The following is a 17,390-nucleotide window of genomic DNA, read 5'->3' as shown; positions in this document are numbered from 1 at the left end:
GCCAGTTTTAGTTGACCACTTCAGAACGCCGGTAACCACGGAAGAACGTTTGATGCGCAGTCAGTAAAAGTCAGACTTCTGTACCCTTCTGTTTTTTGTGGGATTCATCTATATTCGGGAGAGCTCAACGTAGCATCATTGTTATGAGCACCGTTTACCAGGGCAGAAAGCCCGCGATCGAGAGGAGGGGAGCGATGAACTACATGAAAGAGTCTGCCGCACATACGGTAGAAGAGACCCAGTCGACCATTGTGCTGAAGCGCAAAAAGAAAACCCGTTGTGAAGAGTTTGCGTATGTCGTTGACGCCGTAATGCGTGAGCATCCTGACGCCAAAACGCATATCGACAGCGAAAGCGGCGGTTATGACAAAGTGATCATTCTCAAGTAATGATGTATCCGGCCCCGCCAGGGGTCGATGTTTTTGCCCTGCTGGCAACGTCCTCTGGCAGGCGGTCGATGTGTTTTCGGTCAACGGCAAGAAAGCCAATCCTGTGCTGTTGCTAATAATTTCCTGCGAAATCATTACGCTCGAACTGTGCGTTGCCACACAAATCCATCAAATACCCGTTTAACGCCTGTCACCGATAGCAGCAATTGAGATCCGCATCTTTCTTTTTATTGGGATTACTCTTAAAATGAACCTACAAAAAAAGAGAGGATATGATGATTGATTTAGAACTGGGGAACTGGAAAGTCTTTATCGAAGCAATGTTACGTAAGTAATAAGTTTGAGAAAAGAAAAGCACGACGACCGCATCAAAATGCTTTACCTTCAGTTACCGAAATTATAAAAGGCAGCCCTCCACCGGCTGCCTTTTTTCTTTATTTACTGAGGCTTATCTTTCAGTGGGAAACGTCGGCGTACCAGCACAAAGAACAGTGGGACGAAGAAGATCGCCAGCACCGTCGCCGAGATCATACCGCCCATTACTCCTGTTCCCACCGCATGCTGGCTGCTGGAACCTGCACCATTGCTGATCACCATCGGCAGCACACCAAAGATGAAAGCCAGCGAGGTCATCAGAATCGGCCGCAGACGCTGGCGCGAGGCTTCGAGCGTGGCTTCCACCAGATCGCGCCCGCGCGTATTTATCTCATTGGCAAATTCGACAATCAGGATGGCGTTCTTCGCGGACAGACCGATGACGGTCAGTAAACCGACCTGGAAGTAAACATCGTTTTCCAGCCCGCGTAGCCAGGTGGCGACCAGCGCCCCAATCACCCCTAATGGCACCACCAGCATTACCGAGAACGGGATTGACCAGCTCTCATACAACGCTGCCAGACAGAGGAACACCACCAGTAACGACAGTGCATACAGGGCAGGTGCCTGTGCCCCGGTCATCCGCTCCTGAAGCGATGCCCCGGTCCACTGCAAACCGATCCCCGTAGGCAGTTGACTGACCAGCTTCTCCATCACATCCATTGCGGCTCCGTTACTGACGCCCGCAGCGGATTCACCCACAATCTCGACCGCAGAATAGCCGTTGTAACGTTCCAGACGAGGGGATCCACTTTCCCAGTGGGAGCGGGCAAACGCGGTGAACGGCACCATCTGACCGCTGCTGTTGCGCACATACCATTTGCTGATGTCGTCTGGCAGCATACGGAATTTCGCATCAGCCTGAACATAGACCTTTTTCACCCGTCCACGGTCGAGGAAGTCATTCACATACGTTGAGCCCCAGCCGGTTTGCAGCGTGGCATTAATATCATCGAGCGATACGCCCAGCGCCTGGGCTTTACGCTGGTCAATATCAATGCGCAGCTGCGGGCTGTCATCCAGGCCGTTGTGGCGTACCCGGGTCAGCTGCGGATTTTTCTGCGTCATCTCCAGCAACGCATTACGTGCGTTCATCAGGGCGGTATGGCCCAGCCCGGCGTGATCCTGCAACTCCATATCAAACCCGGCGGAGTTACCCAGGCCGGTGATCGCTGGCGGGCTGCTGGCGATCACTTTTGCCTCATTGATTTTTTCGAAGGCTTTGGTGGCGCGTTCGATAATGGCAAAGGCGGTGTTGTGGCTGTCGGTACGATCCTGCCAGTCTTTCAGCCGCACAAACATACGTGCCACGTTTTGCCCGTTACCGCCCGGACCGGCACCGACGGTGGCAAACACCGACAGCACGTTGTCTTTCTCTTCCGTCAGATAGTATTTCTCCACCTTTTCCACCACTTTCATGGTCTGTTGCAAGGTGGAACCTGGCGGTAGCTGTACCTGAGTGGTGAAGATGCCGCGATCTTCCAGCGGCAGGAATGACGTCGGCAGGCGCAGAAACAGGAAGGCCATAATGCCAATCAGCGCCAGATAGAGCAGCAGCCAGCGGCCGCCTTTCGCGAGAATTTTCCCCACGCCGCGCTCGTAGCGTTCAGCGCTACGGTTAAACATGCGGTTAAACCAGCCAAAGAAACCGCGTCGCCCGTGATGATGGCCTTTTGCCAGCGGTTTAAGCAGTGTGGCGCAGAGGGCAGGGGTGAGGATCATCGCGACCAGCACCGACAGCACCATCGCAGAGACAATCGTCACCGAAAACTGGCGATAGATCGCGCCGGTGGTGCCGCCAAAGAACGCCATCGGAATAAATACTGCCGACAGCACCAGCGCAATCCCGACCAGCGCCCCCTGAATCTGCCCCATCGATTTACGCGTGGCTTCACGCGGGGACAACCCCTCTTCACTCATTATTCGTTCAACGTTCTCCACCACCACGATGGCATCATCCACCAGCAGCCCGATGGCCAGCACCATCGCAAACATCGTCAGGGTATTAATGCTGTAGCCAAAGGTGTAGAGCACGCCGAAGGTGCCGAGCAGAACCACCGGCACGGCAATGGTCGGGATCAGCGTGGCGCGGAAATTTTGCAGGAACAGGTACATCACCAGGAAGACCAGCAGCACCGCCTCAAACAGGGTTTTCACCACATCTTCGATGGAGGCTTTTACGAATGGCGTGGTTTCATAGGCAATTTCAGCTTTGAGTCCGTGCGGGAAGTAGTGTGACAGTTCGTCAAGACGGGCGCGCACCAGCGTGTCTGTTTGCAGTTCGTTGGCACCGGATGCCAGCTTGATCCCCAGCCCTGACGCCGCCATGCCGTTATAACGGCTGAGGTAGTCATATTTCTCTGCACCCAGTTCAATCTGCGCCACATCACCCAGCGTGACGACCGAGCCGTCCGCATTCACCTTGAGCGTGATAGCGCGGAACTGTTCCGGTGTTTGCAGCAGCGACTGGGAGTTAATGGTGGCGTTCAGTGCCTGGTGGTCAACGGAGGGCAGGCCGCCGAGCTGGCCAACCGCCACCTGACTGTTTTGCGATTCGATGGCGCTGACCACATCGGCAGTGGTCATGGCATAGTTAATCAGCTTGTCGGGATCGAGCCAGATGCGCATCGCATATTGTGAACCGTAAGCATCCACCTGGCCCACGCCGTCAATGCGGCTGAGCGGGTCCTGAATATTACTGGCCACATAGTCGGAGATATCCTGCTTATCCATGCTGCCGTCGGTAGAGACGAAAGCCACCATCAGAATATTGGTGTCGCCGGTTTTATTGACCGTCACCCCCTGCGACTGCACATCCTGCGGCAGTTTACGCAGCGCGGTCTGGAGTTGATTCTGCACCTGCTGGCGCGCTTCGTCAGGGTTCGTGCCAGCTTCGAAGGTCAGCGTGATGGTTGCCTGCCCGGTATTGCTGCTCTGCGAAGACATATACATCAGGTTATCGATGCCCGTCATGTTCTGCTCAATCACCTGGGTCACGGTGTTTTCAAGTGTTTCAGCAGAGGCACCAGGATAGTTAGCGGTGATACGGACGTTGGGGGGCGCAAGGTCGGGATATTGTTCAATGGGCAGGGAAACAATCGCCAGCCCACCGGTCAGGCACATAAGAATCGCCAGTACCCAGGCAAATATCGGGCGGTCGATAAAGAAGTTCGCCATCTCAAGCTCCGCAGCATGTTGTCTGAAAAAAGAAAAAAAGAATGCCTGTGTTCCCTGCGGCGTTTGAGAGTTCAGTGCGGAGCAACTTTATCAAATTATTCAACGCGCTCCGGCAGTGAATCACTTTACTCGCCGTTGCGCGGACAATCGTGGAGAAATTGAGGAGAATATGTAAATTATCGTGCTAACAGGACGCGTTTTCGTTACAGATTGGCGTGATGCGATTCCAGCCACAGCACGGTCGCAGCAACCCGGGAGCGTACATTCAGTTTTCGCGTAACGTTGCGCAGATGCACCTTCACCGTCTGATCTGAAATCTCCAGCTTCTCTGCCACCTCTTTATTGGAAAGGCCCGCCGCTACCTCTTTCATCACATCCCGTTCACGCATCGTCAGGTTAATGAACGGATCGGCTTTCCAGTTATCGTTGTTACGCAACGCCTGCAATGGCGCACTGAAGGCGGTACCGCCGTTAGCGGCCAGAATAATGTGATTCAGCAACGCTTCCGGTTCACTGTCTTTCAGCAGGTAACCATTGACGCCCGCCTCCAGCAGGGCGGAAATATCGCGACGGTGGTCAGAGACGGTCAGCACCACGACGCGTGACGGGATATTCTCGGCTCTCAGTGCATGCAGCGTCTCAAGGCCAGACCAGCCCTTCATATTCAGATCTAACAGGATTAACGCCGGGTGATGTTCCCGCGCGTTGACCAGTGCCTCTTCACCGCTGCTGGCTTCAGCCACAATGTCAAAATAAGGCTCCAGTGCCAGTAGCTGGCGAATACCATTCCGCATCAACGGATGATCGTCGACAATCATGACACTGATGTTTTTTTGCTCTTCCATGATAATAATTCCTTTTCCGGTCTGTTTTCAGTGAGCGGGATAAAATGTAAAGACACGCAGGTGCCGCCGTTCGCATGACGCGTAATTGTTAGCTCTCCGTTTAGCAGAGCAGCGCGTTCATGCATAATATTCAGGCCGTAATGTCCTTCCGGCTCTTCAAGTGTTGCCATTCCCACACCGTTATCGTTGATGGTGATGGTCATCCCTGCGACGGGATGGTGGTCGCCGCTGATGCAGATTTCCGTCGCATGAGCATGGCGCACTGCATTGAGCAGGGCTTCACGGACCATCTGCAAAACATGAATATGCTGTTGTGCCGGAAGCTGGACATCCAGCGGGCACGCCAGTGTGATGGTCGCCGTGCTCTGTGGGCGCAGCGGGGCGATCACCTGTTCCAGCGCATGCGTCAGGCTGGCAGGTTCAATGGTCAGCCTGAAGGTGGTTAACAGCTCACGCAGCTGACGGTTAGCGGTGGAGAGCACCTGCTCAAACTCTTCCACAATAGCCTGCCTGGCTGACGCATCGGCAGCGGTTGCGCGCTTTAACCTGACCAGTTGAATACGTAAAAAAGTCAGAGACTGTGCCAGCGAGTCATGCAGCTCACGGGCAATCGTTGCTCGCTCTTGCAGCAGCAGCTGGCTTTGCACCTGCTGTTGGGCCTGCCACTGCTCCAGCGCATGGGCCAGTAACGAAGCCACACTGTCCATCACGGGCGACGCGTGATGATCGGCCTGCCAGCGCAGTTCGCCCCAGGTCGGCTGCTCCGGGTGTTGACGTAACGGCAGCGTTTGCCACTGTCTGTCGGGCAGTATGCAGCCGACAGACAGTGAACCCAATTCGGGCGTAGAAAATGCAATAAAACTGAGCTTTTCATGGTCAGACACCCGTCGCAGCGTCTGCAAAAATGCCTCCCGCCCTTTTACGCTATGGCTGAGTTGCTGAGAGCAGGCATACAGCAGGCTGAGACGGCGGTTGTCACGCGTTAAAGCGGCGTTTTTTTCCTCAATGTTCAATGACATTGCCCGCCATGACGTTTGCCACTCGCCTGACATTCGGGTCAATGCTCGTGCCAGTACGCCAGGCTTAAACGGCCCGACCACGCGATGCCGTATACGGTGCAGAATGATGAACACCAGCAGCGCAATCGTCAGAAATCCCAGCAGACAGATCAGCGCCGCCAGACGCATTTTGCGCTCCGCCCAGTGCTGTAACGCCAGCACGAGCTGGTCGATTTGTGCCACCTGACGGATCACCTGATCGGGGTTCTCGCCAGTCTGAGAGGCGGTGGGTTGTGTCGCCATCAGCAGTTCCCGATAGCGCTGACGCACGGTAGCAGGCACATAGAAACGATCCAACGCTCTGAGGGCAGGTGAGTGCAGGGTACGCTGGTAGTCAGTGATATGCTGCGCATAAAGCGGGGAGTGGGTGGTGACGTCCCCGTTCATCCGCCAGACCTGCATACGCAGTGACCCCGCCAGATTGACCACTTCCGCATCGCGCAGACTGCCGGACAGCGTTAACAGCGTCAGGCCACTTGAGATAACGTAAAGCACAACGATCGCAAACAGGGCGCAAGCCAGGCGACTGGAGGTCAGGGGGCGAGTGAGGGGCACAGTAATCATCCTTAATTTCCGATGGATTATTATAACGCCATGTCACCGTTTACTGAAATATTACGCCCGGTATGTCATGCACGGTTACATCCTTGGGGTTTTGACATACACCTTTACGTTTCTTGGCGCGGCCACGCTCTACGCCAACAATGTTTTAATGCCTTTACTGAATGCTCACTCTACTTTTCATTGCATCGGTAATAATTAATCCCATCACGACATGATTATTAATCGCATGTTGACCCCAAGCCAGTACCCCTGAAGTCCCTGTATGTCCCTGTGTAGTTCTTAGTGCTTTCACTGACCGACCGCAAATTGTGGTCGGTTTTTTTATGCGTCACTCGACAAAAATTACAAAAGCTCACGATTTCCAGCGTGGTTTTTTTGCGTCAATTAATCAGAACGGTTAGGATGCATCGCCGCGATTTTCCTGCCTGCGTCATGAATAAAACTACAGCAGACAGGCGGATCGACCCGCGGTGCGTCATACTACGCAATCGTTTGGTTGGCATAATAAGAAAGCAGGATACCCGGGACAGGTAACCGCATCACATTGTGGACAGGACAACAGGATCGAAAATGAACGCTGAAAAAAAATCGGGCGCAGAAAAACGCGCAGCAAAAAGACGTTGGTTAAACTCTCATGATTCTGGCTACCATAAAGCCATGGACAATCGCCACGTCCAGATGATTGCCATTGGTGGCGCGATTGGTACCGGGCTGTTTCTCGGGGCCGGTTCCCGTTTGCAAGCTGCCGGACCTGCGCTGGCGATCGTCTATCTGGTCTGTGGTATTTTCTCTTTCTTCATTCTCCGCGCGCTGGGCGAACTGGTGTTACACCGTCCTTCCAGCGGCAGCTTTGTCTCGTACTCTCGTGAATTCCTCGGCGAAAAAGCCTCTTATGTTGCGGGCTGGATGTACTTCGTTAACTGGGCGATGACCGGGATTGTCGATATCACCGCCGTTGCGCTTTATATGCATTACTGGGGCGCGTTTGGCGATGTGCCGCAGTGGGTGTTTGCCCTCGGTGCGTTAGCCATTGTCGGCACCATGAACATGATCGGCGTGAAGTGGTTTGCCGAGATGGAGTTCTGGTTTGCACTGATTAAAGTGCTGGCGATCGTGGTGTTCCTGGTGGTCGGTGTGGTGTTCCTTGGCAGCGGTAAGCCGCTGGATGGCAACGCGACCGGCTTCCATCTGATCAGTGATAACGGCGGTTTCTTCCCGAATGGCCTGATGCCGGCACTGGTGCTGGTGCAGGGCGTGGTGTTTGCTTTCGCCTCGATTGAACTGGTGGGAACGGCGGCAGGAGAGTGTAAAGACCCGAAAACCATGCTGCCGAAAGCGATCAACAGCGTGATCTGGCGTATTGGTCTGTTCTATGTCGGTTCGGTTGTCTTGCTGGTGCTGTTGCTGCCGTGGAATGCCTATCAGGCAGGGCAAAGCCCGTTTGTGACCTTCTTCTCTAAGCTGGGCGTTCCTTACGTTGGCAGCATCATGAATATCGTGGTGTTGACTGCGGCGCTGTCCAGCCTGAACTCGGGTCTCTACTCAACGGGCCGTATTCTGCGCTCGATGTCGATGGGCGGTTCTGCACCGAAGTTCATGTCAAAAATGAGCGGCCAGCAGGTGCCTTATATGGGCATTCTGGTCACTATCGGCGTCTATGTTATCGGTGTTTACCTGAACTACATCGTGCCTTCCAGCGTATTTGAAATTGTGCTGAACGTGGCGGCGCTGGGTATTCTGTCTTCCTGGGCCTTTATCGTGGTGTGCCAGATGCGTCTGCGCAAAGCGATCAAAGAAGGCAAGGCGGAAGATGTGAGCTTTAAACTGCCGTGGGCGCCATTTACCTCCTGGCTGACCCTGCTGTTCCTGTTCAGCGTGCTGGTGCTGATGGCGTTCGACTACCCGAACGGCACCTACACCATTGCTTCTATCCCGCTTATCGCGGTGGTGCTGATCCTCGGCTGGTTTGGCGCGCGTAAGCGTGTTAATGCGCTGGCTAAGGAAGAGCAGAACCATTGATCCTGACGGGCGCGGCATGCCACGCCCCTACAAGTTAGTGGTCAGGTATGCCACAACCTCATCGTACGTAGGGGTCAGGTATGCCACAACCTCATCGTACGTAGGGGTCAGGCATGCCTGACCCGTTTCAGATAGTTTTCCAGGTTATTGCGTTCTAAGATGGCAGGCTCCTGAAGCATCACCACGGAGACTGTATGTCAGCCAAGATCGACGTCATCAAGAATAAAGTTCTTTCCGAGAACTGGTTCGTCCTGCGCAATTTCACCTACGATCTCACCGCCAGCGATGGCACCACCCTGCGTCACAAACGCGAAGTGTACGATCGCGGTAATGGCGCCACCATCCTGTTGTATAACCGCGATAAAAACAGCGTGGTGCTGACCCGTCAGTTTCGTATCGCCACCTGGGTGAATGGCAATCCCAGCGGGATGCTGATAGAGACCTGCGCCGGATTGCTGGACGATGATTCACCGGAAGACTGCATTCGTCGGGAAGCTATTGAAGAAACCGGCTATGTCGTGAGTGACGTGGAAAAGCTGTTCGAGCTGTATATGTCGCCGGGCGGCGTCACCGAGATGGTGCATTTCTTTGCCGCAGAGTACAGCGAGTCCCGGCGCGAAAACGCGGGGGGTGGAATTGATGACGAAGATATCGATGTGCTGGAAGTGACCTTCCCGGAGGCCTGGGCAATGGTGAAAGAGGGGCGCATTAAAGACGGGAAAACCGTCACCCTGTTACAGCATGCTCTGCTGGTGGGCTGGCTGCATCTTTAACCCTGGTGATATCCGGCCTGAGCGGCCGGGTATCCTTCACTGTTCGTTATGCTAGCCAGCAGCAATCGTCACGCGCGGGTCGACCGCCTGAATCTCAGGGTATTGTTGCAGGCGTGCTAACGCATCGGCATACAGCGGCATTGAGTGGGCAGCGCCACGATGCTCCACACACACCGAGGCATAGGCCGCGGCAAAATGCGCCGCGCTGGCCAGAGGCTCCCCGGCGGCGAGCCTTGCCGCCAGCGCACCGTTAAAGGCATCACCGGCCCCGGTGGTATCGCGCGGTTGCGCAGGAAACACCGGAATATGCAGGACTTCGCCCTGATCCGACAGCAGCGCGCCCTGCATCCCCAGCGTGATAATCAACTGACGCACCCCTTTGGCATGCAGCACGCGGGCGGCCTGCTGCGCGCTGGCAAAATCCGTCACCGGCACCCCGGTTAACTGCGTGGCTTCATGGCTGTTTGGCGTCAGCAGGTCGACTTTCGCCAGCAGCGCATCGCTGACTTTTTGCCAGGGGGCCGGATTGAGGATCACCCGCGTTCCGGCAGCGCGCGCGCTGTCGATCATGCGCTGAATGGCACTCAGGTTATTTTCCAGCTGCATCAGCAGGATATCGGCCGCTGCCACCGTCGGCTGGCAGCGGGTGACTTCGGCTGCGGTCACCGTCAGATTGGCACCGGGGTAGACCGAAATCATATTTTCCGCATCATCCCCCGCCACGTAGATCAGCGCATTCCCCGTGGGTTTCTCTTTGCAGGTAAACAGCGTGATGGCATCGAAGCCGCTGTTCTCCAGGTGACGGCGGGCAAAACTGCCGAAGTCATCCTGACCAATTTTGCCGATGTAATGCACGCGCGCACCGGCACGCAGGGCCGCAATCGCCTGGTTCGCCCCTTTGCCACCCGGTCCCATCATGCTGTTTTCGGCAATCAGCGACTCACCGGGCAGCGGGAAACGTGCCATTCCGGCAACAATATCCAGATTAAATGATCCAAAAACGCAGACTTTACCTTTCATTTATTGCCCCTCACTGAAGTGGCGTTGTGCGGCCAGGCAGGCACCGCGACAGCCGGTCTGATCGCCTGGCGCACTGAAAACAATCTTCAGCCCGCTGCGGGTGATCGGCGGGCGCAGATACTGGCGGATTTGCTGGCGCAGTGCATCCTGAGGGAAATCCGCCATCGCCAGCACGCCGCCGCCGAGGATCAGCGTATCCGGGTCGAGGATATTCATCTCCATAGCAATCACCTTCGCCAGTCGGGTGACAAAGGCCTCCAGCGCCGGGTGATGACGATGCACGCTGAACACCTCGCCCAACGGAATATCGGGCAGATGCTCTGCCGCCCAGCCACTCAGCCAGTGGCCGGAGGTCACCGTCTCCGCGCAGCCGTGGTTCCCACAGGGGCAGGGCAGGTTGCTCTCGCCAAACGGAATGTGGCCCAGCTCACCGGCTGCGCCGTGTTCGCCGTGATAAAACTGGCGGTTAAGCCACAAGCTGTTGCCCATCCCGGTGCCGAGATACAGCCCGACCGCGCTGTCCGGCAGCAGCGGAAGCTGTAATAAATCCCACAGCATCAGGTGATTAACGTCTTTATCCATCGCCACCGGCAGGCCCAGCCGTTCGCTCAGCTGTGCGGCGACGGGCTGATTATCCAGCCGCTGAATAAACGGCAGCGACAGCACCTGCTGACGGTCGCGTGACAGAATGCCCGGCAACCCCAGCATCACGCCGTTGACCGGCTGCTGTTCAAGGAACTGCGTTATCCGCTGCGCCAGCTCCGTCAGGGCTTCAGGCGATTGCGACCAGCTGGCGGTGGCGATCTTATGGAAGTTCAGCCAGTGCCGCTGGTTATCCATCAGCATCAGTCGGGTGCTGGTCCCGCCAATATCAATACCGAGCCAGGTGTCTGTCATGCGGACTCCTGCAATGCGCCTCGTGCCTGAGCAATATTGTTGCTCATCTGGTCCCAGGCCGTTTCCAGGTTATCGTGCAGATTAAACAGGCCGGAGGTTCCGACAATCAGCACTTCTGCCCCGGCACCCAGCAACGTGGAGTAGGTTTTCTGGTTGCAGGAACCATCAATTTCAATCAGGTAGCGGTGGCCCTGCTGCTGTTTCAATGCTCTCAGTTCGGCGATTTTCAGCACCATTTCACTGATAAAGGGCTGCCCGGCATAGCCTGGATCGACCGTCATCACGGTGATTTTATCCAGCAGGTGAATATAGTGATGAATAAAGGAGACGGGTGTGGCGGGATTGAGCACCACGCCGACTTTTTTGCCCAGTGAGCGAATATGATTAATCACGCGGAAAGCATCGCGGTTAATAGTTTCGGCGTGCGGGCAGATATAGTCAGCCCCGGCTTTTGCTACCGCGTCGATAAAATCAGTCGGTTCCTCCACCATCAGATGCACATCAATGGCGACCTGCGTAAACGGGCGGATCTGCTCAATAAAGAACGGCGACAGCGTGATATTTTTAACGTAATGACCATCCATAATATCCACATGCAGAAAATCGGCGCGGGTGTTCAGCACGGAGAGCTGCTGCTTGATTTCCATCAGATTCATGCACATCAGCGAAGGCGAAATTTTGGTACGCATCAGACTTCCTTTTTTTCAGTTAAAGGGGCGGGGATCTGGCCAGCCCGGCTGTTTCGCTGGGCATGGGATTCACGCCAGCGAGCCGTCATAAATTTCACCATCAGGACCACCACCAGCAGCACGCCCCACATGGCAAGGCTGAAATGCTGGCTAAGGTTCATCAGGTTGAAACCGGTTGAGAGGGTTTGCAGGACAATCAGCGACAGCACCACCCCGCTGACGCGGCCAAAGCCGCCGTTCGGGTCGGCACCGCCGAGAATAATCGCCAGCACGGTCAGCAGCAGATACGAGTCGCCGTAGCCGATGCGCGCCGAGTTAAACCGCGCCATCATCACTAATCCGGCCAGCACGCACAGCAGGCTGGAGATGACGTACACGGTAATCAGCAGGCGGTGAGTGTTAATGCCGCTGAACCAGGTGGCGTTGATATTACTGCCACACATATAAATGCATTTTCCGGTGCGGGTTTTGCCGAGAAACAGCGCCATCAGTGCCGCCGCTATCAGAAATAGCCACAGCGGCAACGGCACGCCCAGCAGGCTGCCGGAGCCGAGAATGCGCAGCACCTCCGGCATGCCGCTGACGGCAGCCCCTTTGGTGAGATAGATACCGATGCCGTTCACCGTCATCATGGTGGCCAGCGTCACCAGAATCGGGTGGGCACCGATTTTCGCTACCATCAGCCCGGTCAGGGTGCCGATCACCACGGCGATCCCCACCGCGCCAGCCATGCCGAGCGCCAGCCACATCAGCTGCATGGCCATGCCCGATCCGGCCGGTAAAAAGTGCAGCAGCAGCCAGGCGATAAACAGGCTGGTGAGATTGGCGGTGGCAATAATGCACAGGTTCAGCCCGCCGCTGAGAATGGCGATAAACATCGCCAGCGTCAGCAGCCCCAGCTCCGGCAACTGAAACGCCATGCTGGTAAAGGTGCCGCTGGTAAAAAATCGCCCCGGCATCAGCAGGCTGAACAGCGCGACGGCCAGCATAATCAGCAGCAGCAGCCCGGTGTTTGCACCGCTTATTTTCACGTTTTGAAGCGCTTTCATCACAGGTTCCTCAGACAAAGCTGACATCGGTTTCTTTGCGTTTTTTGTAGTGCGTGACCGCGATAGCCACCATGATCACCAGCCCGACCACAATGTTCATAAAGTAGTCAGAGACGCCGAGCAGATTCAGGCCGTTTTTCAGAATGGCGATCAGGAAAACCCCCATCAGCGTGCCGGTCACCGTGCCTTTGCCGCCCATCAGACTGGCCCCGCCCAGCACCGTTGCCGCCAGCACATCCAGCTCGTGCCCCACCAGCGCATTGGGCACCACTTCTCCCATGCGGTAGACCTGAACCAGGCCGCCAATCGCCGCCAGCGCGCCGAGGTAGCCATACGCCACAAGATGAATCAGCCCTACGCGGATACCGACGCGCCGTGCGGATTCCGCATCGCCGCCCACGGCATACAGCTGGCGGCCAAGATGGGTTTTATTCAGCAGCACCCAGGTGAGTGCGGTCAGTGACAGCATCACCACCAGCGGCAGGCCAATCTGGAAAGGCTGCCCGTGCAGTTCAAACGGCAGCACGTTGCGCAGCTGGGTCCACCACTCGGGCAGGCTGTAAATACTGCGGCCGTCGGTGAGCCACATCAGCAGGCCAAACAGCAGCGACTGCATACTGATGGTGATGATGATCGAGACGATGCGTAGTGAATAAATCAGCACGGCATTCACCATGCCAAACAGCGTGCCGCAGGCGATCGCCAGCAGGATGCTGACCAGCGCATTGTCGAACTGGAACTGCACAAACAGCGTGGCGATCAGGTACTGCACCACCGACGCGACGGCGGCAAACGAGATATCAATGCCTCCGGTGACCAGCACCACAAACAGCCCGAGTGCGAAGATACCGGTGACGGCGTAGCTCTCCGCCAGGTCGAGCAGGTTCTGCACGCTGAGGAACTGATCGCTGCTGACGGAAAACAGCAGGCAGCTCAGCAGCAGGACCCAGGCCATCCAGCCCTGGCTGGAACGCGGTTTACACCAGGAAAAGTCAGGCATTGATGGCCTCCATCAGTTGCTGTTGTTCAACGCTGGCCGGTTGGTATTCGGCGTGGATTGCCCCGTCGCGAAAATGCAGAATCCGGTCGCAGTTGTACCAGACTTCCGGCACTTCATCGGAGATCAGGATGATGGACAGCCCCTGCTGCGCCAGCTGGTGGATCAGGCGATAAATGCTGGCTTTGGCACCGACATCGACGCCGACCGTCGGGGAGTCGAGGATCAGGATTTTGGGTTGGGTCAGCACCCATTTTGCCAGCACGATTTTCTGCTGGTTACCGCCAGACAGTGTGGAAACGGGCAGGTCCGGGTCACTGACACGCACGCCAAGTTCGGCGATCCACTGATGGATCAGCTGGTTTTTCCGCCCTTCGTCGATCAGATGGGCGCGATTGCGTAACTTACCGAGAATGGAGATCACCATGTTGTCGCCCACTGACTGCTGCTGCACCAGCCCCAGCGTCAGACGATCTTCCGACACATACGCCACGCCGGATTTGATCGCATCCTGGTGGCTGCGAAAACGCACCGGCTTGCTGTCGAGCCAGATTTTTCCGCTGTCGGGACGGGTCATGCCAAACAGCGACAGCGCCAGCTCGGTGCGCCCCGATCCGAGGCGGCCGCACAGCCCCAGCACTTCCCCTTCGCGCAGGGTAAAGCTGACATCCTGGTATTGCCCGGCGCGGGTCAGATGTTCCACCTCCAGCAGCGTGCGGGCATCCGCAGGCGGCGGGGACTTCAGTTCAAAATCGAAGGTCATGCCGGTCATCAGTTCGGTCAGACGGCGGCTGTCGATATCGGCCGCAGGCCAGGTGCCGATCTTACGTCCATCGCGGATCACCGTGACCCGGTCGGAGATCTCCAGCACTTCATCCAGACGATGGCTGACAAACACCACGCAGATATTCTTCTCTTTCAGGTAACGCACGGTGCGCAGCAGCTGGTTGACTTCGGTGCGGGTCAGCGAGGCGGTAGGCTCATCCATGATCACCAGCCGGGCGTCGGCGACCAGAGCACGGCAGATCGCCACCTGCTGGCGCTGGGCAATCGACAACGCGGCTACCTTGTCATCCAGATTCAGGCTGAATTGCAATTCATCGATGATGTTCTGCGCAATCTGCCGCACTTTTTTCGCGTGATACCAGCCCAGCAGGCTTTGCAGGTTATGTTCAAAGGCGATGTTCTCCGCCACGCTCAGATTGGGAAACAGCGAGAGATCCTGGTAGATCACCTGAATACCAAACTGGCGCGCCTGCTTCGGCGTCAGGCGGGGAAAGTGTTCTCCCTCGCCCAGCACAATACGGCAGCCGCTATCCGGGGCATGCACCCCGGAGATCACTTTAATCAGCGTGCTTTTACCGCAGCCGTTGGTACCGGCAAGACAGTGGACTTCGCCTGCCATCAATGACAGCGAAAGGTCACTGAGTGCGCGGTTACCGCCGAAGGTTTTCGACAGGTTTTCCAGCGAAATCAGGGGCCGGTTTGCGGTTAAGGTTGTCATTTATAACCCCAGCTTGACCAGTTTAGGCAGGTTGGTTTTATCCAGACTTTCGGTGTTGTTGCCGAGAAGGGTGTGCGTCTGCTCGTCAACCTTCACCTTGCCCAGCCCTTCGATGGTCATTCCGTCGGTGATCGGCTGGTTTTTCTGCATCATGTCGGCCAGACGAACAAACACTTCTCCGGCGGTTCTCGGGTTCCAGATATAGCCGCCCTTAATCGCACCACGGGCAACCAGTGAGGCACCCTGGCCCGGACTGAAGGCACCGACAACGCATACCTGGTCAATTTTTTTACGGTTCATCACCGCACGGCCCGCCCCGATCGGACCTTGAGAACCAAACGCCATAATGCCGCCGAGATCGGGGTATTTCGACATCAGCTCATTGGTGGTGCGGATGGAGTCATCCAGCGATTCTCCGACGCCAAACTTGTCGGTCACCCTCTGCATATTCGGGTAATGTTCTTTCTGGTAGTTGAGCGCGGCATCGGTCCACTGCTGATGCAATGGCACCGTCAGGCTGCCAACGTACATGGCGTATTTGCCTTTCTCGTGCATGCACTGCGCCAGCGCTTTCATATGATTGATGCCGTGGGTGGCGGCATCCACCAGTTCAAAATCCCAGTTGGCATTGGGCTGGCCGGGGGATTCATGGGTGATCACTTTAATGCCCGCCGCCCGCGCCCGTTGCAGAACCGGCTCCAGTACTTTCGGGTCGTTAGGCACCACGCCGATAATATCGACCTTCTGCGCAATCAGGTCTTCAATAGCGCGAACCTGTAAGGCCGGGTCGGCAGATGTCGGTCCTACCTGCCAGGCATTAATTCCACGTTTGGCGGCTTCTTCTTTAATGCCCGCTTCCATCGCGTTAAACCAGGGAATACCGCCAACTTTCACTACCACGCCCATCCGTAACGGTTGGGCAGCGTGCAGTGAGCTGGCGGCAAACAGGGCGAGCAGGGTGCAGGTCAGGATGCTTTTTTTCATATTTCGCTCCGTAAGTTCTCTTGATTAATGAGCTGTGTGGCGTACTGACGGCGCGAGCAATCAATAATATTGACCCCGTTCCACGCCAGCTCTTGTTGTAATTCTGTATCTTTCAGATTGTCGGTAATTAAAAAATCCACGTCGCGGTAATGACAAATACGGGCAAACGACGGTTGAAGAAATTTGCTGGCATCCAGTAATAAATATTTTCTTTCTGATGCCAGCAGCATTTGTTGTTTTAAATGCGCCTTATTTTCGTTGCCTTCACGCAGGTAGCCATCGGTGCCGAGGCTGCTACAGGAAAAGAAGGCTTTATTAATTAAAAATTCGGTTAAAGGGCGTTCTGCCACCACGCCGGTAAAGTCTTCGTTGCGGGCGGAATATTCTCCCCCCAGACAAATCGTGCGAATACTTCCTTTTGCGGCCAACGTTTCGACCGTCCTGAGTGAATTCGTCAGGACAGTTAATTCAATATCCGGTAACTGGCGGGCCAGGAACCAGCAGGTGCTGCTGCTGTCGAGTAACAGGCAGTCACCGGGGCTGATAAAATCGAGTGCGCGTTTGGCTATCGCCATTTTCTGCGTCACGTTTTCATTGATACGCTGACGGAAAACGAGGTCATGCTCATGTCGTTCGCGGAGTCGCTCCGGGCTGTTTCCCTGCTGCGTGCGGGCAATCACTGCACCGCCGTAGCTGCGATGCAGCAGACCCTTCTTTTCCAGCAGGGTTAAATCGCGTCGAATCGTTTCCTGTGATACCAGGCAACGTTCCGCCAGTTCAGCAACCAGAACGCGGCCCTGCTGGCTGAGTGTTTCGACAATTTGCCGCTGACGTTCAATCGGCATCATAAGCATCCTCCGGTGTGATAAAAGGTACGGCATCGCCTGCCCGTAAAATGTGGTCCAGACAGGAGTCCAGCCGCCACGGTTTGACGTTGCGTAATTAAGTGATCAATCTCTAAATAAATAAGTTGGTGTTACTTTTGTTTCTTATTTAATGGTGACGTAAGTCACATTAATGGGGGTGATTTTGCGGGCTTTATGCGAAATG

Annotated in this window: 15 protein-coding genes; 4 read left to right on the top strand and 11 right to left on the bottom strand. The window is 55.8% G+C overall.

Translation table 11 applies throughout. The features are described from left to right. Positions 1-194: 194 nt before the first annotated feature. Positions 195-389 (top strand): hypothetical protein, encoded by a 195-nt coding sequence (locus tag ACFL9S_RS19820; RefSeq protein ID WP_405263563.1) that lies wholly within the window; start codon positions 195-197, stop codon positions 387-389. Between the two features lie 272 nt (positions 390-661). Continuing rightward, positions 662-724: a protein YpfM gene (gene ypfM / locus ACFL9S_RS19815; RefSeq protein ID WP_405263566.1), complete on the top strand. Its 63-nt coding sequence runs from the start codon at positions 662-664 to the stop codon at positions 722-724. Positions 725-827: 103 nt separating this feature from the next. Here ypfM and acrD read toward each other — a convergent pair whose 3' ends face one another. From acrD to ACFL9S_RS19800, 3 genes are all read right to left on the bottom strand, one after another. After that, positions 828-3,941, bottom strand: coding sequence for a multidrug efflux RND transporter permease AcrD (acrD, locus tag ACFL9S_RS19810; protein WP_405263562.1), 3,114 nt, complete (start codon positions 3,939-3,941; stop codon positions 828-830). 203 nt (positions 3,942-4,144) lie between these two features. Beyond that, positions 4,145-4,786: a response regulator gene (locus ACFL9S_RS19805; protein WP_405263561.1), complete on the bottom strand. Its 642-nt coding sequence runs from the start codon at positions 4,784-4,786 to the stop codon at positions 4,145-4,147. Then, on the bottom strand, positions 4,756-6,399 hold the full coding sequence (locus ACFL9S_RS19800) for a histidine kinase (protein WP_405263560.1): 1,644 nt from the start codon (positions 6,397-6,399) through the stop codon (positions 4,756-4,758). Before ACFL9S_RS19800 ends, ACFL9S_RS19805 begins: the two co-directional genes overlap by 31 nt. Positions 6,400-6,978: 579 nt before the next feature. Here ACFL9S_RS19800 and ansP point away from each other — a divergent pair. Both ansP and nudK read left to right on the top strand, forming a co-directional pair. Then, positions 6,979-8,427, top strand: a complete 1,449-nt coding sequence (gene ansP, locus ACFL9S_RS19795) for an L-asparagine permease (protein ID WP_405263559.1) — start codon at positions 6,979-6,981, stop codon at positions 8,425-8,427. Positions 8,428-8,621: 194 nt separating this feature from the next. Continuing rightward, positions 8,622-9,200 carry a GDP-mannose pyrophosphatase NudK gene (gene nudK, locus ACFL9S_RS19790; protein ID WP_405263558.1) on the top strand — a complete coding sequence of 193 codons (579 nt, stop codon included), beginning with the start codon at positions 8,622-8,624 and terminating at the stop codon, positions 9,198-9,200. 51 nt (positions 9,201-9,251) lie between these two features. Here the strand turns inward: nudK and rbsK are convergent, their stop codons facing one another. From rbsK to ACFL9S_RS19750, 8 genes are read right to left on the bottom strand one after another with little or no spacing between them, the layout of a single operon-like run. Next, positions 9,252-10,220 carry a ribokinase gene (gene rbsK / locus ACFL9S_RS19785; RefSeq protein WP_405263557.1) on the bottom strand — a complete coding sequence of 323 codons (969 nt, stop codon included), beginning with the start codon at positions 10,218-10,220 and terminating at the stop codon, positions 9,252-9,254. Next, entirely contained in the window at positions 10,221-11,117 is an 897-nt protein-coding gene (gene alsK, locus ACFL9S_RS19780) for an allose kinase (RefSeq protein ID WP_405263556.1), read from the bottom strand. After that, on the bottom strand, positions 11,114-11,806 hold the full coding sequence (gene alsE / locus ACFL9S_RS19775) for a D-allulose 6-phosphate 3-epimerase (RefSeq protein WP_405263555.1): 693 nt from the start codon (positions 11,804-11,806) through the stop codon (positions 11,114-11,116). Before alsE ends, alsK begins: the two co-directional genes overlap by 4 nt. Continuing rightward, positions 11,806-12,855: an ABC transporter permease gene (locus tag ACFL9S_RS19770; protein WP_405263554.1), complete on the bottom strand. Its 1,050-nt coding sequence runs from the start codon at positions 12,853-12,855 to the stop codon at positions 11,806-11,808. Before ACFL9S_RS19770 ends, alsE begins: the two co-directional genes overlap by 1 nt. 10 nt (positions 12,856-12,865) lie before the next feature. After that, on the bottom strand, positions 12,866-13,855 hold the full coding sequence (locus tag ACFL9S_RS19765) for an ABC transporter permease (RefSeq protein WP_405263553.1): 990 nt from the start codon (positions 13,853-13,855) through the stop codon (positions 12,866-12,868). Then, positions 13,848-15,356: a sugar ABC transporter ATP-binding protein gene (locus ACFL9S_RS19760; RefSeq protein WP_405263552.1), complete on the bottom strand. Its 1,509-nt coding sequence runs from the start codon at positions 15,354-15,356 to the stop codon at positions 13,848-13,850. Before ACFL9S_RS19760 ends, ACFL9S_RS19765 begins: the two co-directional genes overlap by 8 nt. Further along, positions 15,357-16,340, bottom strand: a complete 984-nt coding sequence (locus ACFL9S_RS19755; protein ID WP_405263551.1) for a substrate-binding domain-containing protein — start codon at positions 16,338-16,340, stop codon at positions 15,357-15,359. Then, positions 16,337-17,188 (bottom strand): DeoR/GlpR family DNA-binding transcription regulator, encoded by an 852-nt coding sequence (locus tag ACFL9S_RS19750; RefSeq protein WP_405263550.1) that lies wholly within the window; start codon positions 17,186-17,188, stop codon positions 16,337-16,339. Before ACFL9S_RS19750 ends, ACFL9S_RS19755 begins: the two co-directional genes overlap by 4 nt. Positions 17,189-17,390: the final 202 nt, after the last annotated feature.

This window comes from Erwinia sp. AnSW2-5, from assembly GCF_045107195.1.
Taxonomy (GTDB): Bacteria; Pseudomonadota; Gammaproteobacteria; order Enterobacterales; family Enterobacteriaceae; genus Erwinia.
This window is presented reverse-complemented; position numbering and strand designations above follow the sequence as displayed.

What these genes read in the sequence shown, in the direction of transcription:
- ansP (WP_405263559.1), top strand. Translation starts at nt 6,979, where the DNA reads ATGAACGCTGAAAAAAAATCGGGCGCAGAAAAACGCGCAGCAAAAAGA.
- nudK (WP_405263558.1), top strand. Translation starts at nt 8,622, where the DNA reads ATGTCAGCCAAGATCGACGTCATCAAGAATAAAGTTCTTTCCGAGAAC.
- ACFL9S_RS19765 (WP_405263553.1), bottom strand. Translation starts at nt 13,855, where the DNA reads ATGCCTGACTTTTCCTGGTGTAAACCGCGTTCCAGCCAGGGCTGGATG.
- ACFL9S_RS19820 (WP_405263563.1), top strand. Translation starts at nt 195, where the DNA reads ATGAACTACATGAAAGAGTCTGCCGCACATACGGTAGAAGAGACCCAG.
- alsK (WP_405263556.1), bottom strand. Translation starts at nt 11,117, where the DNA reads ATGACAGACACCTGGCTCGGTATTGATATTGGCGGGACCAGCACCCGA.
- ACFL9S_RS19770 (WP_405263554.1), bottom strand. Translation starts at nt 12,855, where the DNA reads ATGAAAGCGCTTCAAAACGTGAAAATAAGCGGTGCAAACACCGGGCTG.
- rbsK (WP_405263557.1), bottom strand. Translation starts at nt 10,220, where the DNA reads ATGAAAGGTAAAGTCTGCGTTTTTGGATCATTTAATCTGGATATTGTT.
- ACFL9S_RS19760 (WP_405263552.1), bottom strand. Translation starts at nt 15,356, where the DNA reads ATGACAACCTTAACCGCAAACCGGCCCCTGATTTCGCTGGAAAACCTG.
- acrD (WP_405263562.1), bottom strand. Translation starts at nt 3,941, where the DNA reads ATGGCGAACTTCTTTATCGACCGCCCGATATTTGCCTGGGTACTGGCG.
- alsE (WP_405263555.1), bottom strand. Translation starts at nt 11,806, where the DNA reads ATGCGTACCAAAATTTCGCCTTCGCTGATGTGCATGAATCTGATGGAA.
- ACFL9S_RS19805 (WP_405263561.1), bottom strand. Translation starts at nt 4,786, where the DNA reads ATGGAAGAGCAAAAAAACATCAGTGTCATGATTGTCGACGATCATCCG.
- ACFL9S_RS19750 (WP_405263550.1), bottom strand. Translation starts at nt 17,188, where the DNA reads ATGATGCCGATTGAACGTCAGCGGCAAATTGTCGAAACACTCAGCCAG.
- ACFL9S_RS19755 (WP_405263551.1), bottom strand. Translation starts at nt 16,340, where the DNA reads ATGAAAAAAAGCATCCTGACCTGCACCCTGCTCGCCCTGTTTGCCGCC.